25 protein-coding genes and 1 tRNA gene are annotated in these 25,776 nt (G+C 72.5%); 14 read left to right on the forward strand and 12 right to left on the reverse strand.

All coding sequences use genetic code 11. The annotated features are described in order from the left end of the window. Positions 1-23 precede the first annotated feature (23 nt). Both ACZ3HQ_RS05215 and ACZ3HQ_RS05220 read left to right on the forward strand, forming a co-directional pair. Positions 24-785, forward strand: coding sequence for a sulfite exporter TauE/SafE family protein (locus ACZ3HQ_RS05215; protein WP_467508159.1), 762 nt, complete (start codon positions 24-26; stop codon positions 783-785). Positions 786-806: 21 nt separating this feature from the next. Next, positions 807-1,580: a cobalt-precorrin-6A reductase gene (locus ACZ3HQ_RS05220; protein WP_467508160.1), complete on the forward strand. Its 774-nt coding sequence runs from the start codon at positions 807-809 to the stop codon at positions 1,578-1,580. Here the strand turns inward: ACZ3HQ_RS05220 and cobF are convergent. Further along, positions 1,537-2,310, reverse strand: coding sequence for a precorrin-6A synthase (deacetylating) (cobF, locus tag ACZ3HQ_RS05225; protein WP_467508162.1), 774 nt, complete (start codon positions 2,308-2,310; stop codon positions 1,537-1,539). The two genes, ACZ3HQ_RS05220 and cobF, sit on opposite strands and share 44 nt — an antisense overlap. A gap of 128 nt (positions 2,311-2,438) precedes the next feature. Between cobF and ACZ3HQ_RS05230 the strand changes: the two genes are divergently transcribed. Next, positions 2,439-3,320 (forward strand): SDR family oxidoreductase, encoded by an 882-nt coding sequence (locus ACZ3HQ_RS05230; RefSeq protein WP_467508164.1) that lies wholly within the window; start codon positions 2,439-2,441, stop codon positions 3,318-3,320. Between the two features lie 99 nt (positions 3,321-3,419). Here the strand turns inward: ACZ3HQ_RS05230 and ACZ3HQ_RS05235 are convergent, their stop codons facing one another. The 3 genes from ACZ3HQ_RS05235 to ACZ3HQ_RS05245 form a co-directional block, all read right to left on the reverse strand. Then, entirely contained in the window at positions 3,420-4,595 is a 1,176-nt protein-coding gene (locus tag ACZ3HQ_RS05235) for a glutathione-independent formaldehyde dehydrogenase (protein ID WP_467508165.1), read from the reverse strand. A 228-nt stretch (positions 4,596-4,823) separates the two neighbouring features. Beyond that, entirely contained in the window at positions 4,824-5,957 is a 1,134-nt protein-coding gene (locus tag ACZ3HQ_RS05240; RefSeq protein ID WP_467509043.1) for a hypothetical protein, read from the reverse strand. Positions 5,958-6,117: 160 nt separating this feature from the next. After that, a complete protein-coding gene (locus tag ACZ3HQ_RS05245) occupies positions 6,118-6,633 on the reverse strand; it encodes a DUF309 domain-containing protein (protein WP_467508167.1) in 516 nt (171 codons plus the stop codon). Between the two features lie 106 nt (positions 6,634-6,739). Between ACZ3HQ_RS05245 and ACZ3HQ_RS05250 the strand changes: the two genes are divergently transcribed. The 3 genes from ACZ3HQ_RS05250 (at position 6,740) to ACZ3HQ_RS05260 (ending at position 9,302) form a co-directional block, all read left to right on the forward strand. Next, positions 6,740-6,813: transfer RNA gene (locus tag ACZ3HQ_RS05250), tRNA-Pro, on the forward strand. A gap of 602 nt (positions 6,814-7,415) precedes the next feature. After that, positions 7,416-8,261, forward strand: coding sequence for a GNAT family N-acetyltransferase (locus tag ACZ3HQ_RS05255; RefSeq protein ID WP_467508168.1), 846 nt, complete (start codon positions 7,416-7,418; stop codon positions 8,259-8,261). Between the two features lie 84 nt (positions 8,262-8,345). Continuing rightward, the gene (locus ACZ3HQ_RS05260; RefSeq protein WP_467508170.1) at positions 8,346-9,302 is read left to right on the forward strand and encodes a polysaccharide pyruvyl transferase family protein; all 957 of its coding nucleotides are present in this window, start codon (positions 8,346-8,348) and stop codon (positions 9,300-9,302) included. Positions 9,303-9,313: 11 nt separating this feature from the next. Here ACZ3HQ_RS05260 and ACZ3HQ_RS05265 read toward each other — a convergent pair whose 3' ends face one another. From ACZ3HQ_RS05265 to ACZ3HQ_RS05285, 5 genes are read right to left on the reverse strand one after another with little or no spacing between them, the layout of a single operon-like run. Continuing rightward, on the reverse strand, positions 9,314-9,982 hold the full coding sequence (locus ACZ3HQ_RS05265; protein ID WP_467508171.1) for a Type 1 glutamine amidotransferase-like domain-containing protein: 669 nt from the start codon (positions 9,980-9,982) through the stop codon (positions 9,314-9,316). A 12-nt stretch (positions 9,983-9,994) separates the two neighbouring features. Next, positions 9,995-11,932 carry an amylo-alpha-1,6-glucosidase gene (locus ACZ3HQ_RS05270; RefSeq protein ID WP_467508173.1) on the reverse strand — a complete coding sequence of 646 codons (1,938 nt, stop codon included), beginning with the start codon at positions 11,930-11,932 and terminating at the stop codon, positions 9,995-9,997. After that, a complete protein-coding gene (locus tag ACZ3HQ_RS05275) occupies positions 11,929-13,269 on the reverse strand; it encodes an MGH1-like glycoside hydrolase domain-containing protein (RefSeq protein WP_467508175.1) in 1,341 nt (446 codons plus the stop codon). Before ACZ3HQ_RS05275 ends, ACZ3HQ_RS05270 begins: the two co-directional genes overlap by 4 nt. Then, on the reverse strand, positions 13,266-14,066 hold the full coding sequence (locus ACZ3HQ_RS05280; RefSeq protein ID WP_467508177.1) for a sugar phosphate isomerase/epimerase family protein: 801 nt from the start codon (positions 14,064-14,066) through the stop codon (positions 13,266-13,268). Before ACZ3HQ_RS05280 ends, ACZ3HQ_RS05275 begins: the two co-directional genes overlap by 4 nt. A 12-nt stretch (positions 14,067-14,078) precedes the next feature. Further along, positions 14,079-15,125, reverse strand: a complete 1,047-nt coding sequence (locus ACZ3HQ_RS05285; RefSeq protein ID WP_467508178.1) for a zinc-dependent alcohol dehydrogenase — start codon at positions 15,123-15,125, stop codon at positions 14,079-14,081. Between the two features lie 127 nt (positions 15,126-15,252). Here ACZ3HQ_RS05285 and ACZ3HQ_RS05290 point away from each other — a divergent pair, with 127 nt between their 5' ends. The 5 genes from ACZ3HQ_RS05290 to ACZ3HQ_RS05310 are packed head-to-tail and all read left to right on the forward strand — an operon-like array spanning position 15,253 to position 20,745. Continuing rightward, on the forward strand, positions 15,253-16,656 hold the full coding sequence (locus tag ACZ3HQ_RS05290) for an ABC transporter substrate-binding protein (protein ID WP_467508179.1): 1,404 nt from the start codon (positions 15,253-15,255) through the stop codon (positions 16,654-16,656). A gap of 23 nt (positions 16,657-16,679) precedes the next feature. Further along, positions 16,680-17,699, forward strand: a complete 1,020-nt coding sequence (locus ACZ3HQ_RS05295) for a carbohydrate ABC transporter permease (RefSeq protein ID WP_467508181.1) — start codon at positions 16,680-16,682, stop codon at positions 17,697-17,699. Between the two features lie 14 nt (positions 17,700-17,713). Then, the gene (locus ACZ3HQ_RS05300; RefSeq protein ID WP_467509044.1) at positions 17,714-18,580 is read left to right on the forward strand and encodes a carbohydrate ABC transporter permease; all 867 of its coding nucleotides are present in this window, start codon (positions 17,714-17,716) and stop codon (positions 18,578-18,580) included. A 36-nt stretch (positions 18,581-18,616) separates the two neighbouring features. Then, positions 18,617-19,816 (forward strand): ROK family transcriptional regulator, encoded by a 1,200-nt coding sequence (locus ACZ3HQ_RS05305; protein WP_467509045.1) that lies wholly within the window; start codon positions 18,617-18,619, stop codon positions 19,814-19,816. A 38-nt stretch (positions 19,817-19,854) separates the two neighbouring features. Next, complete coding sequence (locus tag ACZ3HQ_RS05310; RefSeq protein ID WP_467508182.1) at positions 19,855-20,745, forward strand: Gfo/Idh/MocA family protein; 891 nt, start codon at positions 19,855-19,857, stop codon at positions 20,743-20,745. A gap of 10 nt (positions 20,746-20,755) precedes the next feature. On the opposite strand, the gene ACZ3HQ_RS05315 is transcribed toward ACZ3HQ_RS05310, so the two are convergent. The 3 genes from ACZ3HQ_RS05315 to ACZ3HQ_RS05325 form a co-directional block, all read right to left on the reverse strand. Next, on the reverse strand, positions 20,756-21,130 hold the full coding sequence (locus tag ACZ3HQ_RS05315) for a VOC family protein (protein WP_467508184.1): 375 nt from the start codon (positions 21,128-21,130) through the stop codon (positions 20,756-20,758). A 55-nt stretch (positions 21,131-21,185) separates the two neighbouring features. Beyond that, positions 21,186-21,473, reverse strand: coding sequence for a DUF4190 domain-containing protein (locus tag ACZ3HQ_RS05320; protein ID WP_467508186.1), 288 nt, complete (start codon positions 21,471-21,473; stop codon positions 21,186-21,188). Positions 21,474-21,610: 137 nt separating this feature from the next. Beyond that, complete coding sequence (locus tag ACZ3HQ_RS05325) at positions 21,611-22,522, reverse strand: EamA family transporter (protein WP_467508188.1); 912 nt, start codon at positions 22,520-22,522, stop codon at positions 21,611-21,613. A gap of 102 nt (positions 22,523-22,624) precedes the next feature. Here ACZ3HQ_RS05325 and ACZ3HQ_RS05330 point away from each other — a divergent pair, with 102 nt between their 5' ends. The 3 genes from ACZ3HQ_RS05330 (at position 22,625) to ACZ3HQ_RS05340 (ending at position 25,716) form a co-directional block, all read left to right on the forward strand. Next, a complete protein-coding gene (locus ACZ3HQ_RS05330; RefSeq protein WP_467508190.1) occupies positions 22,625-23,542 on the forward strand; it encodes a LysR family transcriptional regulator in 918 nt (305 codons plus the stop codon). A 76-nt stretch (positions 23,543-23,618) separates the two neighbouring features. Next, positions 23,619-23,981, forward strand: a complete 363-nt coding sequence (locus ACZ3HQ_RS05335; RefSeq protein WP_467508192.1) for a hypothetical protein — start codon at positions 23,619-23,621, stop codon at positions 23,979-23,981. 28 nt (positions 23,982-24,009) lie between these two features. Then, positions 24,010-25,716 carry a RecQ family ATP-dependent DNA helicase gene (locus ACZ3HQ_RS05340; protein WP_467509046.1) on the forward strand — a complete coding sequence of 569 codons (1,707 nt, stop codon included), beginning with the start codon at positions 24,010-24,012 and terminating at the stop codon, positions 25,714-25,716. The last annotated feature ends 60 nt before the right edge of the window (positions 25,717-25,776 follow it).

A 25,776-nucleotide genomic window follows, 5' to 3' on the forward strand; every position in this document is an offset into this window, starting at 1 on the left:
GTGCACATAGCATCAGTCTCCGCATGAACATGATGACGCTCTGGCACATATCCGGCTGGGAGTTCGCCGCCCTCGCCCTCGCCGCCCTCCTGGTCGGCTTCTCCAAGACCGCCGTCAGCGGGGCCAACACGGTCAGCCTCGCCGTCTTCGCGGCCGTCCTGCCCGCCCGCGCCTCCACCGGCGTACTCCTCCCGCTCCTCATCGCGGGCGACACCCTCGCCGTCCTCACCTACCGGCGGCACGCCCACTGGCCCACCCTGTGGCGGCTCTTCCCCGCCGTCGCGGCCGGGGTGGTGGCGGGCACGCTGTTCCTGGCCCGGGCCGGCGACGGGATCGTACGGATCTCCATCGGCGTGATCCTGCTGATGATGACCGGCATCACCCTGTGGCGACGGCGCCAGGAGACGACCGAGGACGTCAGTACCCGGACCGGACGGGCGACGGCGGGGGCGTACGGCGTGACGGGCGGCTTCACCACCATGGTCGCCAACGCGGGCGGGCCGGTGATGTCGATGTATCTCCTTTCCGCGGGCTTCCGGAAAATGGGCTTCCTCGGCACCTCCGCCTTCTTCTTCCTCATCGTCAACGTCGCCAAGATCCCCTTCAGCGCCGCCCTCGGGCTGATCGACGGCGACTCGCTGCTGCTGGACGCGGCCCTGCTGGTCTTCGTCGTCCCCGGCGCGTTCCTCGGCCGATGGGCCGTCCACAAGATCAACCAGCGGCTCTTCGACCGCATCGTCATCGTGGCGACCGTCGTCGGGGCGGTCGAACTCCTGCTGACCTGACCGGCTGCGTACGCTCACCCCATGCCCGCGCACGTCCTGATCCTCGGCGGCACCACCGAGTCCCGCCGCCTCGCCGCCGCCCTCGCCCCGCGGCCCGGCCTGCGGGTCACCACCTCGCTCGCGGGGCGCGTGAGCCGGCCGGGGGCGGTCGACGGCGAGGTACGGGTCGGCGGGTTCGGGGGCGCGGCGGGGCTGGCCGGCTGGCTGCGCGCCCACCGGGTGACCGCGCTGGTGGACGCCACGCATCCCTTCGCCGAGCGGATCACGGCGAACGCGGCGGAGGCGGCACGGTCGGCCGGAGTCCCGCACGCCGTCCTGCGCCGCCCCGGCTGGGACCTCGACGACGACTGGTACCCGGTGACCTCCCTGGAGGAGGCGGCGCGGCTCGTACCCCGCCTGGGACAACGGGTGTTCCTCAGCACGGGTCGGCTCGGGCTGGCCGCCTTCGCCTACCTGACGGACACTCAGGTAGTGGTCCGCTCGGTGGAATCACCGCAGCCGCCGCTGCCTCCGCAGTGCGAACTTCTCCTCGCGAAAGGCCCGTTCAGCCTCGCCGACGAGCTGGACCTGCTTCGCGCGCACCGCATCGACGTACTGGTCACGAAGGACAGCGGGGGAGCGGCGACCGCACCCAAGCTGGCCGCCGCCCGCTCGCTCGCGTTGCCCGTGGTCGTCGTACGCCGCCCCGAACTCCCCTGCGGTGTACGGGTGTTGCCGGACGTGGACGGCGTACTGGACTGGCTGGCCGGGGTCATTCCCCCCGAGGGTGCCTGCGCAGCAGATACGTGTCCATGATCCAGCCCTTGCGCTCCCGCGCCTCCGCCCGCACCCGCTCGATCTCCGGACCGGCCTCCGCGAGCGGGCCGGAGACCAGGATCTCGTCCGGGGTGCCGATGTACGCGCCCCAGTAGATGTCGATGTCGTCCCCGGCGTACTCCCGGAACGCCTGGTGCGCGTCGAGCATCACCACCACGTCGTCCACCCCCTCCGGGAACCCCTCGGCGAGCCGCCGCCCGGTGGTGATCTGCACCGGCCGCGCCACCCGGTTCAGTCCGGTCCGGTGCCGGGCGACCAGCGCGGAGACGCTGCTGATGCCGGGCACCACGTCATAGGTGAACTCCACCGCCCCCCTGGCCAGCACTTCCTGAAGGATGCCGAGCGTGCTGTCGTACAGCGAGGGGTCGCCCCACACCAGGAACGCGCCCGTGCCGTCCTCCGCGACCTCCTCCGCGATGAGCCGCTCGTAGATCCCCGCGCGGGCGGTCCGCCAGTCCTCGACGGCCGGCGAGTAGGCCGCCCCGCCCGCCCTCCGGTCCCGCTCCGGGTCCCGGGCCGCCACCACCCGGTACGACCCCTCCGGCAGATGCGCGTCCAGGATCTCCCGCCGCAGCCGCGTCAGATCACTCTTCACCTCGCCCTTGTCGAGCAGGAAGAACACGTCCGTGCCCCGCAGCGCCTTGACCGCCTGCAACGTGAGCTGGTCCGGGTCGCCCGCACCGATGCCGATGACATGAATCTTTCGCACCCGCCGAGTCTGCCGCACGGGGTGCGGGGGGCCGGGCACGGGGGCGGCGCTTGATGTCCCGCACCTGGGTACTCGGCCCTTTCGGTGCGCCCGGACGGGCCGGGTGCCGGGGATGGAGGCAGGCCGCCATGTATGACAGCCCCCTCGCAGGCCGTACCGTCGTCGTGACCGGGGCCGCACGCGGCCTGGGCGCGGCCCTGGCCCATGCCTTCGCCGAGCGCGGCGCGCGGCTCGCGTTGCTCGGTCTGGAGCGGGAGCGGCTGGAGGAGGTGGCCGCCTCGCTGCCGCCGCCGGTGATCGCGCTCGAGGTCGACATCACCGACTTCCGTGCCCTGGAGCGCGCGGCCGTGGAGGTGCGGGACCGGCTCGGGCGGCCGTCCGTCGTCGTGGCCAACGCGGGGATCGCCGAGGGCGGCCCCTTCGCCGGGTCCGTCCCCGAGTCGTGGCGGCGGGTGATCGACGTCAACCTGGTCGGCAGCGCCCTGACCGCGCGGGCGTTCCTCGCCGACCTGCTGGTCACGTCCGGGTACTTCCTCCAGGTGGCCTCACTGGCGTCGTTCGGCGCCTCGCCGATGATGAGCGCCTACTGCGCGTCCAAGGCGGGCGTCGAGTCGTTCGCCCGCTCCCTGCAGGCCGAGGTCGCCCACGAGTCCGTCGGCGTGGGCATCGCCTACATCAACTGGACCGACACCGACATGACCCGCGACGCCGACCACTACCCCGTACTCCGCGAACTCCGCGCCCACATGCCGGGGCCGGCCCGCAAGGTGTACCCGGCGGCGGTGGTCGCCGAACGCCTGGTGCGGGCGGTGGAACACCGGCGCACGTCGGTGTACGTACCGGCCTGGCTGCGGCTCGCCCAGTGGGGGCGCGCGGTGCTGCCGCCGGTCGTACGGCACGTCTCCGGCCGGGCGCTGCCGCGCCTGCAGGCAAAGCGGACGCTGCCGCCCACGGGGTTGCTGGGGGCGGGGGGAGTGGCGGACGAGGAGTGGCGGGAAGGGCGGGCCTGAGGAGGCGGGCCGCGGCCGGGAAGGCGGTCGTGTCCTCAGCCCGCCGCGGCCCGTGAGACGGACCGCCGGCCGGCAGGCGGCCGGCGGTCCGCGGGTCCCTCAGCCCCTGTGGCCGTTCCCCCGGCCGTCCGGATGCAGGACGACCTTGGTCCAGCCGTCGTCACGGGCGTCGAAGTGCTCGTAGCCCGTGGGGGCCTGGTCCAGGCCGAGTTCGTGGCTGACGACGAAGCTCGGCTTCGCCTTGCCTCCGGCGATCAGGTCGCGCAGCGCCCGGTTGTACCTCTTGACCGGCGCCTGCCCGGTGCCGATGTGCTGGCCCTTGAACCACATCAGGCCGAAGTCGATCGGCACCTTGCCGTGCGCCTCCAGATCGTTCTGGGCCTGCTCGCCGCCGGGGTCCTCGGGCAGGAACACGCCCACCACGCCGATGTCGCCCGTGAACCTGACCGAGTCGATCAGCCCGTTGAGCGTGAGGCTGGCGTCCTCGTGTCCCTGGGCGTCATGGGCCTGATAGCCGACGCACTCACAGCCGTTGTCGGCGCCCAGGCCCAGGGTGGCGTCCTTGACGACCTCCGCCGGGTCCTGCTCGGCGGTGTTGACCGGGATGGCCCCGATCTCCTCCGCCTTCTGCAGCCGGTCGGGCTGGTGGTCGACCACCCAGACGCGCCCGGCGCCCTTGAGGAGGGCGGAGTAGGCCGCCATCAGCCCGACGGGACCGGCCCCGAAGATGACGGTCTGGTCGCCGGGTTTGACGTGGGCCATCTCGGTGGCGTGATAGCCGGTGGGGAAGATGTCCGCGAGCATCACGTAGTCGGTCTGCCGCTCGGCCGCGTCCTCGCCGAGGCGCAGGGCGTTGAAGTCGCCGTAGGGCACGCGCAGCAGCTCCGCCTGGCCGCCCTGATAGGGGCCCATGTCGGCGAATCCGTAGGCGGCTCCGGCGAGAGCCGGTTCCGGCTGCATGGTCAGGCAGTAGTTGGTGAGCCCGCGCTCGCACTGCTTGCAGAAGCCGCAGGCGATGTTGAAGGGCAGCACCACGTACTCGCCGACCTGGACCTTGCGCACCGCCGGGCCGACCTCCACGACCTGGCCCATGTTCTCGTGGCCGAAGGCGCGGCCGGGCTCGAACGAGGTGCGGCCCTCGTACATGTGGAGGTCCGACCCGCAGATGTTGGTGGTGGTGATCTTGACGATGATGTCGCAGGGGTGTTCGATCTTCGCGTCCGGTACGTCCTTCACCGCTACCGTTCGCGGTCCTTCATATACCGCTGCTTTCATGATGACTTCTCTCGGCCGCGGCTCCGCCGCGGCACGTCGATATAGGCCGTCCACCCGGATCGGGGGGAGCGGCGGTGCCGCCGTGGGCCGCCGGAGGGGGCTCCGGCATCCCGGGCGGCGTGCTGTGTCCGGGTCCCCGTCGGCCTCCGGCGCGAAACAGATACTCACCGCCCGATCAGCCGAATTTCCGGGCCCTTTCGAGCCGCCGGCCGCCGGCGGATCTCCGCCTCAGGTCTCCGACCGGTCCCCGTCGTCGTCGTCCTCCTGAAGCATGTCCCGGCGTTCCTGCTCGCGCTTGGAGAAGGCGGCCGCCCGGATCGCCTCGTCGCTCTCCAGACCCGACCCCAGCGCGCCGCCCACCGTGGCGACCGAAGCGACGAACCAGGCCAACGTCCAGTAGTCGGTGGCGTGCAGCGGGGTCTGTGTCGTGGTGGCGAAGACCCGGTCGTTGAGGATGAACAGCGCCCAGACCAAGTTGACGGCCAGCAGGCCCACGTAGCAGGCGATGACCCCGATGGCCACGGTCAGGATGGTCGAGGCGTTGTAGAGGCCGGCCCTCTTCCTCTCCTCCGGCGAGGTGTCCGTCGACCGGTACCACAGGTGCGCGTCCACCGTCAGCCACCCGATCATGAGCGCGATGGACCCGACCGTGGCGATCACGAGACGCGGGGTGCTCAGGGCCTCCGACAGGCTCCAGACGGTGGAGTTCACCGTGGCCACCGCCCCGGTGGCGAGTGCGGCCGCCAGAGCCTTGGACAGCCCCGGCACCAGGCGCCACGGCCGGTTGGCGCGGACCATGCCGACGAGCACTCTCAGGAAACCGCGCGGCCCGGCGACGACGTACCGGAGGTCGGCGGCCTCCTCCTCGTCGACCGGGCCCCGGTGGATGGGAGCGAGACGGCTGACGAAGCGGCCCAGCGGCCGGCTCCGCGGATGTCCTTGGGCGCCGGTGGTCTGCGGGGCGGCCAGGGTGAGGACGGCCTCCTCGACGGCCCGTCGTGCCCTGGTCACCAGGCGCAGGCCGCCCAGCGTGGGCAGCGAGAGCAGTGCCAGGCCGTGCTCGTGACTGAGGTCCACGACGAGTTTGTGGCCGTGCGAGTGCAGCGGAAGGTCGGTGAGGGCCACGACGATGTCCCAGTCCTCCGTCCTGGCGCGCTCGGTGATCCGGCGCATCAGGGTGGGCGGGTCCTCTGTTCCCGCGGTGAAGGGCTCGCTGACCACGCGGACCTCGAACCGCCGTCCCCGGCCCGCCCTTTCGGCGAGACGGTCGGGGAGGGTCCGGGCCAGGCGCCGCGCGATCTCGGTCGGCGTGTCCGGGTCCGCCAGGAGAGCCACGACCGTAACGTCCTGGGACGACACCAGCGTGACTCCTTCTCAGTCGGCTGCCCCCGCTGTGGCGAGTGCCCCACAGCATGCCCCCGGGGTGACCTCGGCACCACGTGACACGCTGGCCCCCGCCCGCCGCGCCCCGGGCGGCCGGGCCGGGCGGGCCGGGTGCTTCCCGCCGGGGCGGCCGCGCGCGTCAGCCCCGCCGCAGACGGGGTCCCTCGGCGCCGGCGTCGACGGGGGCGGAGGTCACCTCCACCCGCCCGGCGAGGTCCACGGCCCAGGTCGCGAGGCCGGGCAGGTCGAGGTCGTAGGGGTGGGGCTGGTTCCGGCCGGACCAGGACGTCACCGCCGCCGCGCCCCGGCGGAGCAGGCGGGGGCCGCCGGTGATGTTGCCGCGGGCGGAGTGGGTGAGGCCCACGGCGAGCTGGGCGAGGCCGCGCCACAGCTCGCGCTCGGCGTCGGGGCCGGACTTCCAGGCGTCCTCGAACACCTCGTGCGCGTGGAACGGCTTCCCGGCGTCCAGCAGCGCCTGCGCCTCCGCGACGGTCTCCTCCGGGCTCCGCACGACCCCCTCCGGCTGCCGTTCGACCCCGTCGGCCCCGTACGGCAGGGGCCGCCCCAGCCCGTCGCGGGGCCGCGCGTTCCGCGCCCGCCCCTCGGTGTCCCGGTCGCGCCCGCCGATCTCTCCGCCCGCCTCTGCGTCTGCCATGGGGCCGATTCTCCCCCTCCCCGCCCACAACCCGCTTCGGAGGAGTCCCGTACGTGGGGTAAAGTGCTGTTCGCGCGATCACGCGGGTCACCGCGAGTGAGCGCATCGGGACGTGGCGCAGCTTGGTAGCGCACTTGACTGGGGGTCAAGGGGTCGCAGGTTCAAATCCTGTCGTCCCGACTTTACGAAGTCGCAGGTAAGGGCCGGTTACGGAGAAATTCGCAACCGGCCCTCAACCGTTCGGCGAACCGTGCCCCATGCCCGGCAGGCCCAGCCCGGGGAACGGGCCGTGGTCGTATCCCTTGATCAGCCCCCTGGGACCCTGTTATCAGCCCCTGACACGCCCCGATCGGGGACAGGTGTGAAGATGCCCTCGTCACGGGACGGCTTGTAGGGGAGACCTGCCGCACCCGACCGGCTCACGAGGGGGAGGAACATGCCTGGAAGAAGGCGCGCCTCTTGTTCGACCCGAGGCTGCTGATACTCGCCGCCGGGGCGGCAGTTGGTGGTCCATGCAGTGCGGTCCTCCAGCAGACCGATGCCGCGGAGCGACGCCTGTGGGCCGCGACAGGCGTGCTGGGCTGGTGGTACCTGTTTCGGTGCGTGAAGGAGATGCGGGCACGTCGAACCGTGGAGTCCGACGACACAGACGCTCCGGCAGCCCCTCGGGCACGCGACGGCGGGCGCCGGGACCCGGACGCCGGAGGCGGGCACGCCTGAGCTCGGACCTGACCGTCAATTCCGCATGCGGCAGGGCGCGGTCGCGTGGTGGGATGCACCGCATGAGCGACTCGCTGCGTGCTCGTATCGAGCAGTACTACGCCACTGTGCCGTTGCTGTTCTCCGACGCCGAAGTGTTCGGCCCCTTGCGGTTGTTCGTGCGCGGCGAGCCAGGCGCTCCGTATTACGGCGGTCCCAGCCACGCCCAGCCCACCGCTGAGGGGGCGTCGTCGGTGACCGCCGCCGACATCGCCCGGGTGCGGGCCCGGCAGTGTGAACTCGGTGTGCCGGAGGCTTTCGAGTGGCTGGCCGAGGTGGCCCCGACCCTGCGTGCCCGCATCGAGGCCGTCGGCCTGCCGGTCGAGGAACGCCCGTTGATGTCGCTGGACCCGCATCGACAGCTCGAACCCCGGCCGTTGCCGGACGGCGTGACGCTCCGCGTGCTGACGGCCGACGATCCCGCCCTGCCCGCGGCTCTCGCCCTCCCTCGCCTGGCCTTCGCCCAGGAGGGTACCGCCGTGGGCCTCGCGGGCAGCAAGGAGTTGTCGGCAGTGGCCGGGGAACTGACCGAGGACGGCACCGTGGCGGTGATCGGCTCCTCGATCCGCGCAGGGCACAAGACGCTCATCGCGGCCCTCGGCCCGGACGGCACCCCGCTGGCAGTCGGCCATTACCACCCGGCAGGCGGTACCACCGAGATCGGCGGCATCGGAACCCTTCCCGGCGCCCGCCGCCAGGGGCTGGGCGCAGCCGTCACGGCGGCCCTGGCGGGCCATGCCCGCGACCACGGGGTGAGTACCGTCTTCCTCGCCTACGCGCAGGACGCCGTCGCGCGCATCTACGCACGCCTGGGCTTTCGTCCCGCCGGCAGCACCCTTCTCATCGCCAACCAGCCCGCACGGTCGTAAGTCCCCTGTTCCCGGAGAAGGGGTACTCGGTGCCGGAGGCGCCGGACGACTGCGCCCGTCCGGACGGGAGACACCATGGCCGGCATGAACCCGATCGAGCCCGACGACGGGCGAAGGCGGTCGTCGGCCACGGCTGACCCCGGCGCGCGACGCGTCCTCGTCACCGGATGGTTCAGCTTCCTGCACGGGGAGGCGACCGCCGGTGACCTGCTCGCGCTGGACCGGGTACGGGACCTGCTGCGCGGCGCGGCCGTACCGCACGACGTCGCCTGGAGCCCAGGCTTCCGGCCGGAGGGGCCCTCCCTGGACGACAGCCACCCCGAGGACTACTCCCACCTGCTCTTCGTCTGCGGCCCCGCCCACGGCCCCCAGGTCGAGGATCTCCACCGGCGGTACGCCGACTGCGTACGCATCGCCGTTGGCACCTCCGTGCTCGACACCGGGGACCCCGCCGTACGGGGCTTCCACCACGTCCTCGCGCGCGACGCCCCGGACACCGTCCCCACGCTCGACCTGGCCGCCCGCGCGCCGCTGCCGCCGGCGCACCCCGTGGTGGGCGTCGTCCTCACGCACGGCCAGCACGAGTACGGCCCCCGCAGACGGCACGAGCGGGTGGCCCGGCTGGTCACGCGGTGGCTGTCCGATCAGGACTGCGCCTGCCTGGAACTGGAGACCCGGCTCGACCCCCACGACTGGCGGCTGTGCGCGACTTCCGGACAACTGGAGAGCGTGCTCGCGCGCTGCGACATGATCGTCACCGACCGGCTGCACGGCCTGGTGCTCGCACTGCGCGCCGGGGTGCCCGCCCTCGCCGTCGACCCCGTGGCGGGCGGAGCCAAGGTCACCGCGCAGGCGCACGCCTGCGGCTGGCCCGCGCTGCTGCCCGCCGAACGGCTCGACACCGCCGCGCTGGACCGGTGGTGGGACTGGTGCCTCACCTCCGGCCGTGCCCACGCCGGGCGCCGTGCCGACGGCTTCCGCCGGGACCGGGTGGCGGACAGCGCGGACGGCTTGCTGCGGCTGCTGCGCGACCCGTGCTGAGGGCCGGCCGCCTACGGATGGAACCGCCACCGGCCCTCCGAGACGACGTCCACCTTGTCGTCGCGGACGCGCAGCGCCGTGTCGTCGTCGATGAAGTGGATCGGGAAGTCCGCCCGCGCGGCGATGCGATCGGCCCAGGCGTCGTCGCGTTCCGGGAAGTCCGGCGAGTACAGATGGGGCTTCAGGTACGAGTCGAGGAGGCCGAAGGGCGGGGTCACGGTGGTCGCGCCGAGGAGGTGGAGGTCCGCCGTGTCCCCGAGGACCTCGGCGGAGTGGGTGGTGAGATACCGGCTGAGGATCATCGATCCGGCGCTCAGCCCCACGTAGACCCGGTCGGCCAGCGCTTCCAGGAAGCCGTCGGCCAGGCCGTTGCCGGTGATGCTGCGGGCGAGGTGGTAGTGGTTGCCGCCGCCGACGTAGATGACGTCGGCGCGCAGCAGCCGGTCGAGCACCAGCCGCCGCGGCAGGCCGTTCAGCTCCAGGACGTCGAACTCCCGCCAGCCCAGCCCGTGGACGCGGGCCAGGTCGGCGAGGAGCCACCCGTGGTCCCCGGACTCGGCCGTGGACGCCGTCGGGACGTACACGATGTTCGCCGACCCGAACGGCTTGCCCAGCATGTCCCGCAGGGCATCCTTCAGGGTCTCGTTGCGCAGACCGGCCGACGTCAGCAGAAGTTCCATCGGCCGAGCCAATCACGCACGCCGGACTCGGGCAACGCCCTCCGTCTGTCCCAGCGCGGTGCGCAGGGCCAAGGGTGTTGCCGCTGCCCACGCCTGCGGGGAGCAGGAGTGGGGGTACGGGACCGGGGTGGAGGTCGATCCGCGGGCGTAGCCGGCCAGGACTTCCGGGAGGCGGTGGCCGTGGTGGGCCGCAGCCGTCGCCAACCCCTCGGCCAGGGTGCGGAGTTCGTCGTTCAGGCCGTGCCGGGCCAGGCCGAGGGCGATGACGGCGTTGTCGTGGGGCCAGGCGCTGCCCCGGTGGTAGGAGAGGGGGTGGTAGGGGCGCTGGCCGGCGGCCAGGGTGCGGATGGCCCAGCCGGAGAAGAAGTCGGGCTCCAGCAGACGTCGGCCCACCCGCCGGGCGCGGTCGTCGTCGAGGATGCCGGACCAGAGGAGATGCCCGGCGTCCGAGGCCAGCGCGTCGACCTGGCGGCCGTCGCCGTCCAGGGCCAGCGCCGGGAAGTCCGCCCCCGGCATCCAGAAGCCGTCGGCGAAGCGCTGCCTCAAGTCCGCAGCCACCGCACGGAGTCGACTCGCATACTCCGGGTCCCCCCAGACCTTCTCCGCCAGTTCCGCCGTACGGACCAGCGCGTCGTACGCGTACCCTTGCGCCTCGCACACCGCGATCGGGCCCTTGGCCTGGGTGCCGTCGGTGAAGCAGATCGCGCCGGCCGAGTCCTTCCAGTTCTGGTTGACCAGACCGTTCGGGTCGGGGGTGTAGACGAGGTAGCCGTGCCTGCCCAGGCCGCCGTCGGTCAGCATCCAGTCGACGGCGCGCCGGGCGTGCCGCTCCAGGCGTGACGCGAGTGCCGGGTCGCCGGTGATCTCGTGGTGGGCGTGCAGCAGGACCAGGAACAGCGGGGTGGCGTCCACGGCGCCGTAGTAGCGGCCGTAGGGGACTTGGCGGAAGTGGGCCAGCTCGCCCTGTCGGGTCTCGTGCACGATCCGGCCGGGCTGCTCGCCGCTGAAGTCGTCGTACCGGGTGCCCTGGGTCGCCGCGAGGGCGCTGAGGGTGGCGGCGGCCGTGCCGGGGCGGTGGGGGAGCAGGAAGTACGACGTCAGCAGTGAGTCGCGCCCGAAGAGGGTGAGGAACCACGGGATGCCGGCGGCCGGGACGCACACCTGCTCGCCGTCCACGCCCTCGACCGCGATGGTCAGCAGGTCGATGTCGGCCAGGCCGCGCTCGCAGGCACGCGCCAGGTCGTCGGTGGCCTCCTGCGCGGTTCGCCCGGATGCCGGGGAGCCGGATGCCGGGGCGGGGGAAGGCGGGGACGGGTCGGTGCGGACCGTCAGACGCAGTTCCGCCTCTCCGTGCTCGGCCAGGTCCAGCTCCCAGGTGAGGGTACGGGCCGTGGTGCCGGCGTCCGGAGCGGCGGCGATGCCGTCCGGCGCCGGGTGGCAGGTGAGCGTCGTCCCCGCATGCCAGTCGGCGCGGCGGTACTCGTAGACAAGGCCCCCGGGCACCGTCCGTACCTCCCGCCCCCCGTCCGGCTTGGGGTAGACCCGGTCGTCGGCCCGCAGCTCGAACAGGTCGGCGAAGTCGCAGTCCACGGTGAGCGCGAGGCGGGCCGTCGCCGCGTCCGGGCGGTTGTTGACCAGCCGCAGACGCTCGGTGAACTCGCCTGCCGCCACGCTCTGTCGGCGGAAGACCGTGTAGGCGGGCGGGGCATCCCGCGTGCCCTTCGGGGTGAGGACGCACTCCGTCGCGTGGTCGTCTTCGCGCGAGGCCGGCACGAGCACGGCCGGGTGGCTGCCGTCGACGGTGAGCTGCCAGCGGCTCAGGTGGCGGCCGTCGCGCGCGAACACCCCGTCGGGGGCGGTGCCGCGTACGCCGGTGATGCCGCCGGTGGCGTCGAGGCGGGCGAAGGTGGCGTCCCGGACCAGTTGGACGTGAGGGTCGGCCGGGGTCATGGCAGGGGCTCCTCTTCGTGAGCGAGCAGGTCGAGGGTGAGGGCGGCGGTCCAGGAGAAGTTCCGGGCGCCCCGGCCGGCGCCGGTGGTGGGGTCGACGTACTCCGCGAAGCCGGACCGTCCCGCCTCGGCCAGGAAGCTTTGGCGCAGCTCATCGGCCCGTTCGAGGTGACCGTGGGTGCGCAGACCCCGGTGGACCAGCCAGGCGGTGTTGAACCACGCCGGTCCGCGCCAGTAGCGCTGCGGGTCGAAGGCGTGCCCGGTGAGGTCGTAGCTGGGGACCAGCCCGGTGGCAGCAGCCTGGAAACGGGGCCCGGCAGCGGTGTCGGCGAGCCGGCGGGCGATCCTGGCCGGCAGCCCCGGCACGAGAAGCGGAACGAGACCCGTGACGCCGCGCTCCTCGATCGACCCGCCCGCCACCAGATCGCGGGCGCGGAACAGCCCGGCCTCCTCGTCCCACAGCCGCTCCACCAGCCGCTCGGTGAGAACCCGCGCGCGCTTGACGTGCTCGGCGCCGCTCCCGCCGAGATGCTGGGCCATCGCGGCGAGGGCCCGCTCGCTGGCGATGAGCAGCGCGTTGAAGCAGGGGTCCTCGACGGCGAAGGCGTGGCCGGTCGCGCGGTCGTCGTAACCGGTGGCCCGGTAGTCGGTGGCCAGGCGGACGTAGCGGCCGTAGTCGAGGTCGGTGGGGCGGTCGGCGGCCTGGCCGTGGTCGAGATCGGCGCGCCGGTAGCTGCCGGGGTCGGCCGGGTCGACCGACCCCAACGGGCCGTCCCAGCAAGGGCTGTTGTCCATGCCCGGCTCCCACGGGTGGACCACGGCCGCCAGGCCGCCGCCCCCGAGGTCGCGCCGGGTGAGCAGGTAGTCGTGCCAGGCGGCCAGCCGGGGGTGGACGCGGGCGAGGAAGCCGCGCCGGTCGGACTCGGCCGGGTCCGCCTGATGCACGAGCCAGGCGGCGAGCGCGTGGACGGGCGGCTGGACGATGCCCGAGGTCTCCGGGGCGGCGGGCGCGCCGGAGGGCCGTCCGGCGGTGGACGACTGCCAGAAGTCGGGGCTCGGGAAGTAAGCGCCGTACGGCTGGGCCGGGTTGAAGACGATGTGCGGGATGCGCCCGTCGGCCCACTGCCCGGCGAGCAGGGACTCCAGCTCGCGCTGGGCGCGCCGGGCCGAGAGGTGGCGCAGCCCGATGGCGATGAAGGCGGAGTCCCAGCTCCACTGGTGCGGGTAGAGCGTGCGGGAGGGGACGGTGGCGGTGCCGGTCCAGTTGTCCAGCAGGACCCGCGCCGCGCCCCGCCTCAGGGCCCGGGCGGGGGAGGGGCGTTCGAGTACGGCCGTCATGCGCCCGACCTCCGCAGGAAGGCCGGGACCGAGCGGACGGCCTCGACGGGGTCGCCGCCGAGACGGCATTCGGCCGCGAGCACGCCGTCGTAGCCGATGGTGTGCAGGGCGCCGAGCCAGGCGGGCCAGTCGAGGTGGCCGGCGCCGGGCTGGAGGCGGTTGGAGTCGGAGACCTGGGCGTGGCCGATGTACTCGGCGTGGGCCAGGATCGCGGCCGACGGGTCGCTCTCCTCGATGTTCATGTGGTAGCTGTCGATGCCGATCCGGACGGAGTCCAGACCGGTCGCGCGGATCAGGTCGGCGGCCTGCTCCAGCCGGTTGACCATGTGGTCCTCGTACCGGTTGAGCGGCTCCAGGTACAGCGTGACGCCCTCCCGGCGGGCGTGTTCGCCCAGTTCGGTGAGGCCGGCGAGGAGGATCTCGCGGTCCTGCTCCTCGCTGCGCGGGGGCTCGAAGGGCGGCAGGCGGCGGGAGAACATGCCGTAGGACGCGGGGGTCTGGGCGCCCCGGCCGCCGATCTCCGCGATCACGGTGAGCTGGGACTTGAGCTGGGCTACGGCGTCGCGGCGCAGCTCCTCGTCGAAGGCGCCGAGGAAGTGGAGCATGTCGACGCAGACGGTGGGCATGACCACCCCGTCCTTGGCGGCCTGCTTGAGTTCGTCGAGGCGGCCGGCGAAGTGGAGGTCGCCCTTGGCGCGCAGCTCGATGGCGCCGTATCCGGCGTCCTGCGCGAACTCCCACTTGGCCTGGAGGGTGTCACCGGGCAGCAGTTGCTCCTGGGCGGCGATCGTGAGCATGAAGAAGACCTCTCAGAATTCCAGGACGACCTGGAGCGCGTCGGCGGGGCGCTCGTCGAGCAGTACGTAGGCGTCGGCGGCGTCGGCGGCCGGGACGACATGGCTGACCAGGGAGTTCACATCGACCTGGCCCTCGGCGACCAGGCGCAGGAAGGCGTGCTGGAGGCGTTCCTGACTCCAGCGGTGGGACAGCGCCGGGGGTACGCCGCCGATCTGGGAGCAGACGAGCTGGACGCGGTTGTGGTGGAACTCGTCGCCGAGCCGGAGCCCGATGCCGTCGCCCTGGTAGAAGCCGGAGGCGACCACGCGGCCGCCGACCGCGACCGAGCGCAGGGCCTCCTGGAGGGCGGGGTGGGCGCCGCTGATCTCGATGGCGAGGTCGGCGCCGAGCCCGGCGGTGATCTCGCGGACGCGTTCGGCGACGGCGTCGGTACGGGCGTTGAGGGTGTGCCGGGCGCCGTAGCGCTTCGCGGCCTCCAGGCGGTCGTCCAGGGCGTCGACGGCGATGACGCGGGCGCCGTTGAGCTGGGCGAGCCGGGTGGTGAGCAGGCCGATCACGCCCTGGCCGAACACGGCGACGTCCTCGCCGAGGTGGATGTCCCCGGCCAGGATCGCGTTGTACGCGATGGCCCCGACCCGCGCGAACGCGCCGGAGAGGTCGTCCAGGCCGGCGGGCAGGGTGTGCCCGATCATGCGCTCCACGGGGACGATGCCCTCGCTGCGGTGCCCCCAGATGCCCCACACCGTGTCGCCGGTGCGCGGTACGCCCGGCGTACCGGTCAACTCCGGTGAGACTTCCGTGACTTCGCCGACCTCGGAGTAACCCCAGCCGGCCACCGGGTACTCGATGCCGGCCGCGCCGTCGCGGAAGAGGCGGGCTTCGGGGTCCCAGGTGCGGGTGAGATAGGGGTTGGTGCCCCGGTAGGCGGTCAGCTCGGTGCCGGCGGATATGCCGGAGTAGCGGGTGCGGACCCTGAGATGGCCGGGCGGGAGGTCGGCGCGAGCGTGCTCGGCCACCTCCACCTGACGCGGACCGGTGAATTGAACGACGCGTTCCACGGATGGCTCCGGAAGGTTGCGGCTGCGGGTTGCGTCGACAATAACCACAACTTATGTCTTGTCAACAAGCAAAAGTGATGCTGAGATGCGTGATCGGCAGACGTAAGTCGACACGAGGACAGACGCAATGCGCACCAAGAGCCGACGGTCGCTGACGACCACGGTGGGCCTCACCTCAGCCCTGGGACTGGCGCTGGTCACGGGCTGCTCCGGCAGTACCGGCCCCGGCAGACCCGACCACGAGATCACCGTGTGGTCGCTGGAGAACCTGCCCGACCGCGTCGGGGCGACGCGGAAGATCATCGACGGCTTCGAGCAGAAGTCGGGCGTCGAAGTGCACCTCGTCGGGGTGGACGAGGGCCAGCTACCGCAGTTGATCATGTCGGCGGCCGCCTCGGGCGACCTCCCCGACGTGATCGGCGCAGCCCCGATGGGCCAGGTCTGGCAGATGTACGGAAACGGCCTGCTCAACACCGAGATACCTGGGCGGATCGTCAAGGAACTCGGGCCCGGTACGTTCAACGCCAACGCGCTCGGGCTCACCTCCGACGGCCGCACCCACCTCGGCGTCCCCTCCGACGCCTGGCTCCAACTCCTCGTGTACCGCAAGGACGACTTCGCCCGGAAACACCTCGCCGCCCCCGACACCTACGACCGCGCGCTCACCGCGGCACGGGCACTGGACGGCGGCGGCCACGACGGCATGTCGGCGGCCACCGACCCCTCCGACGTGTTCACCGCGCAGAGCTTCGAGAGCGTGGCCCTCGCCAACGGCTGCCAGCTCGTCGACGACGACCACCAAGTGGACCTGCGCAGCCCGCAGTGCGTAAGGGCCTTCCGCACCTACGACCAGCTCGCCCGCGAGCACGGCGCCCCCGGCACCCAGAGCGTGGACTCCACCCGCGCGACCTACTTCGCCGGCCGCTCCTCGATGGTCATCTGGTCCTCGTTCCTGCTGGACGAACTGGCGGGCCTGCGCAAGGACGCCCTGCCGAGCTGCCCCGAGTGCGAGAAGGACCCCGGTCAACTGGCCCGCGACAGCGGCATCGTGACCGCGCTGAAGGGCCCCGACGCCCGCGAGGGCGCCCAGTTCGGCGAGATCACCTCCTGGGTGACCACCAAGACCGCGGAGACGGCGGCCTCGCAGCAGTTCATCGAGTACATGATGAACTCCGGCTACGAGTCCTGGTTCGGGATGTCGCCCGAGGGCAAGATCCCGGTCCGCCACGGCACCGCCGCCGAGCCCCACCGCTATCTCGACGCCTGGCGGCACAGCGACATCGGGGTCGACACCAAGAAGCCGTTCGACCAGGTCTATCCGCCGGGCCTGCTCGACGAACTCGCCGCCGGAGTCGGCAACATGCGCCGCTGGGGCATCGAGCAGGGCGAGGGCGCCCTGGTCGGGGCCACCAACGGCGAGCTGCCCGTACCGAAGGCGATCGGCGCGATGACCAGCGGTCAGCTCTCCCCCGAGGAGGCGGCCCGCGAAGCCGACGACGAAGTCGCCGCCCTGCAGAAGTCCCTCCAGTAGCCGCACATCACTAAGGCATCCCCATGACCCGAGCCCCTTCCGGCGCAGCGCCGCGCCCGGACACCGAGCCCCGGCCGCCGGCCGTGCGGCCGCAGCAGCCCGCGAAACCGATGACCGCCGAGCGGCGGGCCAACCGCGCCGGTATCGCCTTCGTCTCTCCCACCCTGATCGTCGTCCTCGTCGTGGTCGTCCTGCCGATCCTGTGGACGCTGCTGCTGGCCTTCCAGCACGCCCGGCTCGTGGACATCCAGGGCATGGGCCTGTTCGGCCGCTGGACGCCGGACAACTTCGCGGCGGTCTTCCAGTCGGCCGGCTTCTGGTCCAGCCTGTCGACCACCCTGCTCTACACGGCGGGCAGCACCCTCGGCTCCGTCCTCCTCGGCCTGGTGGCCGCGCTCGCCCTGCGGCGCCCGTTCCGCGGCCGGGCCCTGCTGCGCGCGGCCATGCTCCTGCCGTACGTGGCCCCCGTGGTCGCCGTGGCCTTCGTGTGGGAGGTGGCGCTCAGCCCGCAGTACGGCATCGTGAACGACTGGGGGCGCCGCCTGTTCGGCTGGGACGATCCCGTGGCCTTCCTCTCCACCCGCTCTTACGAAGTCGGCCTGTTCGGCGCGCACTTCCACATACCGCTGGCGCTGCTGACCGTCATCGCCTTCGAGTGCTGGCGCTACTTCCCGTTCGCCTTCCTCTTCCTGCTCGCCCGGCTCCAGGCGGTCCCGGACGGGCTGGAGGAGGCCGCCGAGGTCGACGGGGCCACGGTCTCGCAGCGCTTCCGGCACATCCTGCTCCCGCAGCTCATGCCGGTCATCGCCCTGCTGTGCGTCCTGCGCTTCATCATGACGTTCAACAAGTTCGACGACGTCTATCTGCTCACCGGCGGCGGCGCGGGCACCGACGTCGCGGCCGTGCGGGTCTACGACTTCCTGACCGCCCGCTACGACGTGGGCGCCGCGGCCGCCCAGGCGCTGGTCCTCGCGGTCTCGCTGATGATCCTGCTGGGCTGCTACTTCAAGTTCTTCGGCAACAAGGTCCAGGAGGAAGCGTGACCCGCAAGGCCGTCCTGTCCCGGGCCCGGCTCGAGGAGCGGTTCTTCGGCGTGGCGCGCTGGTGCGTCATCGCCTTCCTCGCCGTGATCACCGTGCTCCCCTTCTATTACATGGTGCTGCTGTCGCTGAAGCCCATCGACGCGCTGCTGCTCGACCCCGGCTCGCTGTGGGTCTCCGCCCGCGATGTCACCCTCGACACCTACCGGAACGTGCTGAAGTCGTCCGACGACGGCGGGCAGGGCTTCCTCGGCTTCCTCGCCAACTCCGCGCTGGTGTCGCTCGGCACGGTCGCGCTCACCCTGGTGGCCGCCGTGCCGGGCGCCTACGCGGTGAGCCGGCTGAAGTTCTTCGGGCACCGCCAGGTCAGCGCCCTCTTCCTCGCGGTCTACCTCTTCCCCGCGACACTGCTCGCCGTCCCGCTGTTCGTCATCTTCGCCCGGCTCGGCCTCTCCTCCAGCCTGGTGGGCCTCGCCGTCGTGTACGTCGCGCAGACCGTGCCGGTGTCGATCTACATGCTGAAGAACTACCTGGTCACCATCCCGTACTCGGTCGAGGAGGCCGCCGCGCTGGACGGCTGCTCGCGCCTGCAGACCCTCCGCAAGGTGATCCTCCCGCTGGCCCTGCCCTCGCTCATGGCGACCGGCCTGTACGTGTTCATGATCGCCTGGAACGAGTTCCTGTTCGCGCTGCTCTTCCTGGCGGCCTCCCCCGGCAAGTGGACCGTCTCGCTGGGCCTGGCCCAGCTCTCCAACGGCATCGAGGTGCCCAAGACGGTGCTGATGGCCGGTTCCGTGGTGCTGACGGTGCCCGTGGTACTTCTGTTCTTCGCCGCCGAACGCCTGCTCACCGAGGGCCTGACCAGCGGTGCCGACAAGAGCTGAAGCACCGAGGTGCGAGGAGTCCAGGGGGACATCATGATGACACCCAGTCAGGTCAGCGCGGGAGGGCTGCTCCAGCTCATCCGCGACGGACGCGCCAACACCCGCGCCGACCTCCAGCGTGTCACCGGCCTGTCCCGCTCCACCGTGGGCCAGCGGCTGGACCTGCTGAACCGGGCGGGCTGGGTGCGGCACACCACCGGCGCCTCGACCGGGGGCCGCCCCTCCGACCGGATCGTCTTCGACCCGGCGCACGCGGCCGTCCTCGCCGTGGACCTGGAGACCCGGCACGCGCGGGCCGCCGTCCTGGACCTCGCAGGCACCATCCTCGCCGAGCACACCGGGCCGATGGAGATCGCGGACGGCCCCGACCAGGTGCTCGACCGGCTCGTCGGCTGGTTCCCGGACCTGCTGGCCGCGGCGGGCGTCTCCCCGGCCCGGATCTGCGGGATCGGGGTGTCCGTCCCCGGCCCGGTGGACTTCGCCACGGGCCGGGTCGTGGAGCCGCCCATCATGCCGGGCTGGGACCAGTACCCGATCCGGGAACGCCTCCAGAAGACCTACGCCCGGCGTATCGGCGGCTCCCTGGAGGACGGTCCGGTGCCGGTGTTCGTCGACAACGACGCCAACCTGATGGCGCTGGCCGAGCAGCGTGCCAACCACGCCGACTGCGACTCCTTCGTCCTGGTGAAGGCGTCGACCGGGATCGGCGCGGGCGTCGTCATCGGTGACTCCGTGTACCGGGGCATCGACGGCGGCGCGGGCGACATCGGGCACATCCGGCTGCACGACCGCCCCGACGCGCTGTGCATGTGCGGGTCGCACGGCTGCCTCGCCGCCGTGGCCAGTGGCGGCGCGCTCGCCCGCGAACTGGGCGCCCTCGGCCTCGACACCGCCTCCGGCCGTGACGTCCGGCGCCTGCTCGCGGAGGGCCACCCCGAGGCCGTACGGCTCGCGCGGGAGGCCGGACGGCGTACGGGCGAGGTCCTGGTCACCGTCGTCACCCTGCTCAACCCCGGTGTGCTGATGCTCGCGGGCGAGCTGTCCGGGGTCCCGTACCTCACCGGGGTGCGGGAGCTGATCTACCAGCGCGCCATGCCGCGCACCACCGCCCACCTCCAGATCGTCACCTCCCGGCTCGGCGACCACGCCGGGCTCATCGGCGCCGCCGCCATGGTCGTGCAGTTCCTCTACGCAGCCGACCGCGCGGACGCCCGGCTGGAGCGGCTCGCCGGCTGAACCCGCCTTCCCCTCAACCTCGTTCGGATTGGCAAGTCATGACCACACCCGCTCCCTGGCCGCACCGTCCCGTCGAGGTCGGCCTGGTCGGCGCCGGTCCGTGGGCCCGTGCCATGCACGCCCGTGTGCTGGCCGCCGGCCCCGAGACCAGGCTGTCCGCCGTCTGGGCCCGCCGCCCCGAGGCGGCCGAGCAGACCGCCGCGCCCTACGGCGCCCATGTCGCCGCCGGCTTCGAGGAGTTGCTCGACCACTGCGAGGCGGTCGCCTTCGCGGTACCGCCCGCCGTACAGGCCGAACTGGCCCCGCTCGCCGCGAAGCGGGGGAAGGCGCTGCTGCTGGAGAAGCCGCTCGGCCCGGATCTGGCCGCCGCCCGGCGGGTGGCCGACGCGGTCGCCGAGGCCGGTGTCGTCTCCCAGCTCGTCCTGACCAAGCGCTACCACCCCGCCACCCGCGCCTTCCTGCGGGCGGCGAGCACCCTGGACGTCGTCGGCGGCCGCTCCTGCTACCTCCACGGAGCCTTCCTGGGCGGCGAGTTCGCCACGGGCTGGCGGCTGGAACACGGTGCCCTGCTCGACCTGGGCCCGCACCTGCTCGACCTCCTCGACACGGCGATAGCCCCGATCACCGCCATCCGCCGCACCGGCGACCCCCGCCGCTGGACCGAGCTGACCTGCGAGCACGCGAACGGTGCCGTCAGCCAGGCCACCCTCTCCGGCAGCGTGGCCGTGCCCCGCGCGCTCACCACGGTCGAACTCTTCGGCCCCGCCGAGCCGTTGCGGTACGACACCGCCGGGATCGATCACGAGGAGTGCTGGCCCCCGCTGCGCCGGGAGTTCGCCACCGCCGTACGCACCGGCACCCCGGCCGAGCTGGACGCCGGCCGGGGGCTGAGGCTGCAGAGCTTGCTGGAGCTGGCGGCACACGGCTGAGCCGCGTCGCTCAGGCGCCGGGGAGGAAGAGGCAGAACAGGTGGCCGTGGGGGTCGCGCATGACGCGGACGTCGGCCTGCGGCTGGTGTTCCTCCACCGTCGCGCCCAGGGCGCGGGCGCGCTCGGTCTCCGCTGCGAGGTCGTCCACCTGGATGTCGAGGTGGGCCTGCATCTGCTGCTCGCCGGGGGCGGACGGCCAGGCGGGCGGGCGGTGGTCCTTCTCCAACTGGAAACTCAGGCCCGGGCGTTCCCGCTCCGGGGCTTTGATGCGGACCCAGTCGGGCTCCCGGTCGACCTCTTCCCAGCCCAGGAGCGCGCGATAGAAATCGGCCAGCGCGGGTGGGTCGGGGGTGCCGAGTACGAAGGCTGCGAGCAGTGTCGTCATGGCCCATTCCTGCCCGCGGTCCAGTTCCGTACGCGTCCGGAATTCACTTACCGCGTCAGCTTCCGACGTACCAGTGGAATCCGCCGTTGTTCGCGGCCGCGATCATGAGAATGGCGAAGACCACCAGGTCGACGATGCCGAGAATGACGGCGGCCTTCGCCAGTCCGTGCCCGCCCCTGACCCCGGACTGCCGGTTGGCGACCATGCCGAACATGATCGCGAGGGGGCCGAGAATGACGTTGAGGAAGAAGAAGCCGACAATACCGCACACCAGGCCCGCGATGGCGAGACCATGGGCCCGCGAACCGGATCGAGCGGCCGGCCGGCCACCGTAACTCGTCATGAGAACTCCCGTTCCATGAAAGAAGGAATGCCGGTACGTCGAATGAACGCCCAGTCGCTTTTCGTGCCTGGAGTTCGGGTGCCCGGGGGGCGTTGCGGCATTCCGCGGGAAAGCGGGAATTAAACGGAACCTCGAATTCACTTTCGTGCCGGTACGGGGACCTCGATCGCCGCGACCGGCTCCGCCGCTGCCCGCCGCCGAGGGGCGAAGGACGCCAGCGCCACCCCTCCGATCAGCAGTGCCGCCGCGCACCAGCGCAGGCCGCTCACCGGCTCGCCGAGGAAGAGCGCGGCGGAGGACATGCCGAAGAACGGTACGAGCAGGGAGAACGGTGCCACCGTGGACGCAGGGTGGCGGCGCAGCAGCCAGCCCCAGGCGCCGAAGCCGAAGACGGTCGTGATCCAGGCGACGTAGAGGATCGTGCCCGCGCCCGCCCGGTCGAGGGCGGCGAGCGCGTCGAGGTCGCGGGACGGGCCCTCGGTGAGCAGGGAGAGGATGAGCAGCGGCAGGACCGGGACCGTGCTGACCCAGACCATGAAGTTCAGCGGGTCCGGCGGGGACGCCTTGCGGGTCAGTACGTTGGACGCGCCCCAGCAGGCGGCGGCCAGGACGCACAGCGCGAACGCCCCGAGCGGGCCCGACGCCCCCTCGTCCACGGCGGCCACGCCGATCCCCGCCAGCGCGACGGCCATGCCGAGGACCCCCAGCCGGGAGGGGCGCTCCCCGAGGAAGGCGAAGGCGAACACGGCCGTGAACACCGCCTGGATCTGGAGGACCAGAGAGGACAGCCCGGCCGGTATGCCCCGGTCCATCGAGATGAACAGCAGCCCGAACTTGGCCACGCCCAGCACCAGTCCCACGGCCATGATCCACTTCCACGCCACCTTGGGACGGCCGACCAGGAACACCGCCGGGAGCGCGGCCGCCAGGAAGCGCAGGGCGGAGAAGAGCAACGGCGGGAAGTGCGCGAGGCCGATCTCGATGACGGTGAAGTTGACGCCCCAGACGGCGGCGACGAGGACGGCGAGAGCGAGGTGGGACGGACGCATGGCCCGAGGATCACATCCCGGCTCGATGAAGCACCAGCGACGAGTTCTGCATGGTTGGATTAAGCAGCGCTAATGAGTCGGTCCTTCGATGGGTGGTCCCGCATGCTCGATCTCCAGCGGCTTCGCGCGCTGCACGCGGTGTCCGTGCACGGCAGTGTGGGCGCCGCCGCCTCCGCCCTGGGCTACACCCCGTCCGCGGTGTCCCAGCAGATCACCAAGCTGGAGCGCGAGACCAGGTCCCTCCTGCTGGAGCGGGACGGCCGGGGCGTCCGCCTCACCGCCGAGGCACGGCAACTCGCCCGCGCCGCACAGGAGATGCTCGCCGTCATGGAGCGGGCCGAGACCGAGCTGGAGCAGCGGCGCGGGGTGCCCGCCGGGCTGTTCACCGTCGCCGCCTTCGCCTCGGCGGCCCGTGGCCTGCTGCCCGGCGTGCTGGCCGAACTGGCCGTACGGCACCCCGCGTTGGACGTCCGGCTCAGCGAGGTCGACCCGCATCTGTCCGTCGGCATGGTGGCCAAGGGGGCCGTCGACCTGGCGGTCGTGCACGACTGGGACATCGCGCCGCTGCCGCTCCCGGTGGGCGTGGAACAGGCGGTGATCGGGGACGATCCGTGCACGCTGCTGGTGCCCCGGACGCATCCGTTCGCGGAGCGCTCCTCGGTGCGGCGCGCGGAACTCGGGGGTCAGCGGTGGGTGTGCCAGCCGCCGGGGCGGGTGTGCCACGACTGGCTCGTACGCACGCTCCGCGAGGCCGGGCACACGCCGGAGATCGTCCATCAGGCGGACGAGAACCCGACGTTGGTCGCCCTCATCGCGGCGGGGCTCGGCATCGGGCTCGTCCCTCGCCTGGGCCGTGGGCCGCTGCCGCCCGGCGCGGTGGAGGTGCCGCTCGATCCGGCACCGGTGCGCCGGCTGTACGCCCTGTGGCGCACGGGGGCGAGCGGGCGGCCGGCGGTCGTGGAGACGGTGCGGGTGCTGAAGGAGGGGTGGACGGAGTTGCCCGAGGGGCCGGTGGGTTAGGCGGGGGGAGGTGCTCCGGGGGAGGGCCGCGCCGTGTTCGAGGGCCGGGCACCCCTAGCGCGCGGTCACCGGGGAGGTGGCCGAGGTGATGCGCGCCCTCGGGCGTGACCGGTTCGCACTCGCGGGGCACGGCCGGGGAGGCGCCGGCGCGCTGCGTCTGACCCTCGATCACCCCGAGGCGGTATCGCGGGTGGCGCTGCTCGACTGCCTGCCGGTCACCTGGCATCTGCCGCGCATCGGCACCGAGTTCGCGGCCCAGGAGTGGCGCTGGTTCCTCTTCGCCCAAGCGGGTCATCAACGCGGACCCCGCCGCCTGTGCCCGGCGCCGGTCCGCTGGGCGGCGCGCTTCCTGAGGCCCGATTCCCGAGCCGCCAGGGCGCTACTCCGGCCTCCGCGGGGTAACCGGGTGCTCACCCAGGCGCCGATTCCGGTGATCTGAGCAAGGCCCGGAACGCAGGGAGAGCATGATGAGTAGCGCGTCGGCGAAGCGGCTGCGGAAGAGCGCGTGGGACGTGTTCGGGTGGGAGGAGCTGCGGCCGGAGCAACTGGTGGCGATGGAAGCGGTGATGGAGCGGCGGGACACGCTCGTCGTGATGCCCACCGGTGCCGGGAAGTCGGCCGTCTACCAGGTGCCGGGGCTGCTGCTGCCGGGGCCGACCGTCGTGGTGTCCCCGCTCGTCGCTCTCCAACGGGACCAGGTGCGGGGGCTGTTGAGCCGGGAGGGTACGGAGGCCGCAGCCGTGAACTCGTCCCAGAGCGGCAGCGAGAACGCGGCGGTGTGGGACCGGATCAGCGAGGGGGACGTCGACTTCCTCTTCCTGGCGCCCGAGCAGCTCGCCAAGGACGAGGTGGTCGAGCAGCTCGCCGCCGCCGGTCCCGCGCTGTTCGTCGTGGACGAGGCGCAGTGCGTGTCGTCGTGGGGGCACGACTTCCGCCCCGACTACCTGCGGCTCGGCCAGGTCATCGACCGGCTCGGCCGGCCCCCCGTACTGGCCCTGACCGCGAGCGCCGCCGCACCCGTACGGGCCGACATCGTCGGCCGGCTCGGCATGCGGGACGTGCACGAGGTGGTCACCGGCTTCGACCGGCCCAACATCCACCTGGAGGTCGTTCCCTTCCAGGACGCCGCCGTCAAGAAGCGTGCGGTCGTGGAGCGCGCGGCCGCTGAGGCCAAGCCCGGCCTGGTGTACGCGGGTACGCGCCGGGAGGCGGAGGAGTACGCCGAGGAGCTGAGCCTGCTCGGGCTCGACGCGGCCGCCTACCACGCGGGGCTGCCCGCGCGGGAGCGGGGCGATGTGCACGACCGGTTCATGGCGGGCGAGCTGGACGTGGTCGTGGCGACCTCCGCCTTCGGGATGGGCATCGACAAGCCGGACGTCCGCTTCGTGCTGCACGCCTCCGTGCCCGGTTCCCTGGACGCCTACTACCAGGAGATCGGCCGCGCCGGACGCGACGGCGAGGAGGCCCGCGCGATACTCGCCTACCGGCCCCAGGACCTCGGCATGCAGCGCTTCTTCGCGGCGGGGCGCCCGGACCTGGACACCGTCACCCAGGTGGTGAGCACGCTGGAGGAGCACGACGGGCCCGTACCGCCGACCGAGCTGCGCGACGAGACCCACCTGACGGCGAGCCGTCTGACGGCCGTCGTCAACCTCCTGGAGCAGGTCGACGCCGTCCACACCACCGAGGACGGCGACCTGGAGGCCACCGGCACGGTCGGCCCGGCCGCCGCCGCCCGGCAGGCGATCGAACTGGGCGACGCCCACCAGCAGTTGGAGCGCTCCCGCCTCGACATGATGCGGGGCTACGCGGAGGCCACCGGCTGCCGGCGCCGGTTCCTCCTCGGCTACTTCGGCCAGGGCGGCGACCAGGACGAGTCCTGCGGTACCTGCGATCGCTGCGAGGCGGCCGAACTGGCCGAGGACGGCGGCGCGGAGGGCGGCCCCGCCGTCCTGGCCGGCACGGGCGGCCCGATACCCGAGCCGGCCCCTCCGGGACCCGCCGGGGACCGGCACCCCTTCCCGCCCGGCACCCTCGTCCGGCACGAGCAGTGGGGGCAGGGCTCGGTCATGAGCGAGGAGAACGAACGGTTGACGGTGCTGTTCGAGACGGTGGGGTATCGCACGCTGTCGCTGGAGGTGATCAACAGGAACCAGTTGCTGACTGTGTGCTGAGGGTGTGGGGGCGCATATGTGGGCCCCGGACATGTGGGTTTCGACATGTGGGCCTCGCAC

The sequence above is a fragment of the Streptomyces sp. NPDC018263 genome (assembly GCF_055562575.1).

Excerpts from the sequence above, each read along its gene's own strand:
- ACZ3HQ_RS05215 (WP_467508159.1), top strand. The coding sequence starts at position 24 with ATGAACATGATGACGCTCTGGCACATATCCGGCTGGGAGTTCGCCGCC.
- ACZ3HQ_RS05220 (WP_467508160.1), top strand. The coding sequence starts at position 807 with ATGCCCGCGCACGTCCTGATCCTCGGCGGCACCACCGAGTCCCGCCGC.
- ACZ3HQ_RS05230 (WP_467508164.1), top strand. The coding sequence starts at position 2,439 with ATGTATGACAGCCCCCTCGCAGGCCGTACCGTCGTCGTGACCGGGGCC.
- ACZ3HQ_RS05235 (WP_467508165.1), bottom strand. The coding sequence starts at position 4,595 with ATGAAAGCAGCGGTATATGAAGGACCGCGAACGGTAGCGGTGAAGGAC.
- ACZ3HQ_RS05245 (WP_467508167.1), bottom strand. The coding sequence starts at position 6,633 with ATGGCAGACGCAGAGGCGGGCGGAGAGATCGGCGGGCGCGACCGGGAC.
- ACZ3HQ_RS05255 (WP_467508168.1), top strand. The coding sequence starts at position 7,416 with ATGAGCGACTCGCTGCGTGCTCGTATCGAGCAGTACTACGCCACTGTG.
- ACZ3HQ_RS05260 (WP_467508170.1), top strand. The coding sequence starts at position 8,346 with ATGAACCCGATCGAGCCCGACGACGGGCGAAGGCGGTCGTCGGCCACG.
- ACZ3HQ_RS05265 (WP_467508171.1), bottom strand. The coding sequence starts at position 9,982 with ATGGAACTTCTGCTGACGTCGGCCGGTCTGCGCAACGAGACCCTGAAG.
- ACZ3HQ_RS05270 (WP_467508173.1), bottom strand. The coding sequence starts at position 11,932 with ATGACCCCGGCCGACCCTCACGTCCAACTGGTCCGGGACGCCACCTTC.
- ACZ3HQ_RS05275 (WP_467508175.1), bottom strand. The coding sequence starts at position 13,269 with ATGACGGCCGTACTCGAACGCCCCTCCCCCGCCCGGGCCCTGAGGCGG.
- ACZ3HQ_RS05280 (WP_467508177.1), bottom strand. The coding sequence starts at position 14,066 with ATGCTCACGATCGCCGCCCAGGAGCAACTGCTGCCCGGTGACACCCTC.
- ACZ3HQ_RS05290 (WP_467508179.1), top strand. The coding sequence starts at position 15,253 with ATGCGCACCAAGAGCCGACGGTCGCTGACGACCACGGTGGGCCTCACC.
- ACZ3HQ_RS05295 (WP_467508181.1), top strand. The coding sequence starts at position 16,680 with ATGACCCGAGCCCCTTCCGGCGCAGCGCCGCGCCCGGACACCGAGCCC.
- ACZ3HQ_RS05305 (WP_467509045.1), top strand. The coding sequence starts at position 18,617 with ATGACACCCAGTCAGGTCAGCGCGGGAGGGCTGCTCCAGCTCATCCGC.
- ACZ3HQ_RS05310 (WP_467508182.1), top strand. The coding sequence starts at position 19,855 with ATGACCACACCCGCTCCCTGGCCGCACCGTCCCGTCGAGGTCGGCCTG.
- ACZ3HQ_RS05315 (WP_467508184.1), bottom strand. The coding sequence starts at position 21,130 with ATGACGACACTGCTCGCAGCCTTCGTACTCGGCACCCCCGACCCACCC.
- ACZ3HQ_RS05320 (WP_467508186.1), bottom strand. The coding sequence starts at position 21,473 with ATGACGAGTTACGGTGGCCGGCCGGCCGCTCGATCCGGTTCGCGGGCC.
- ACZ3HQ_RS05325 (WP_467508188.1), bottom strand. The coding sequence starts at position 22,522 with ATGCGTCCGTCCCACCTCGCTCTCGCCGTCCTCGTCGCCGCCGTCTGG.
- ACZ3HQ_RS05330 (WP_467508190.1), top strand. The coding sequence starts at position 22,625 with ATGCTCGATCTCCAGCGGCTTCGCGCGCTGCACGCGGTGTCCGTGCAC.
- ACZ3HQ_RS05340 (WP_467509046.1), top strand. The coding sequence starts at position 24,010 with ATGAGTAGCGCGTCGGCGAAGCGGCTGCGGAAGAGCGCGTGGGACGTG.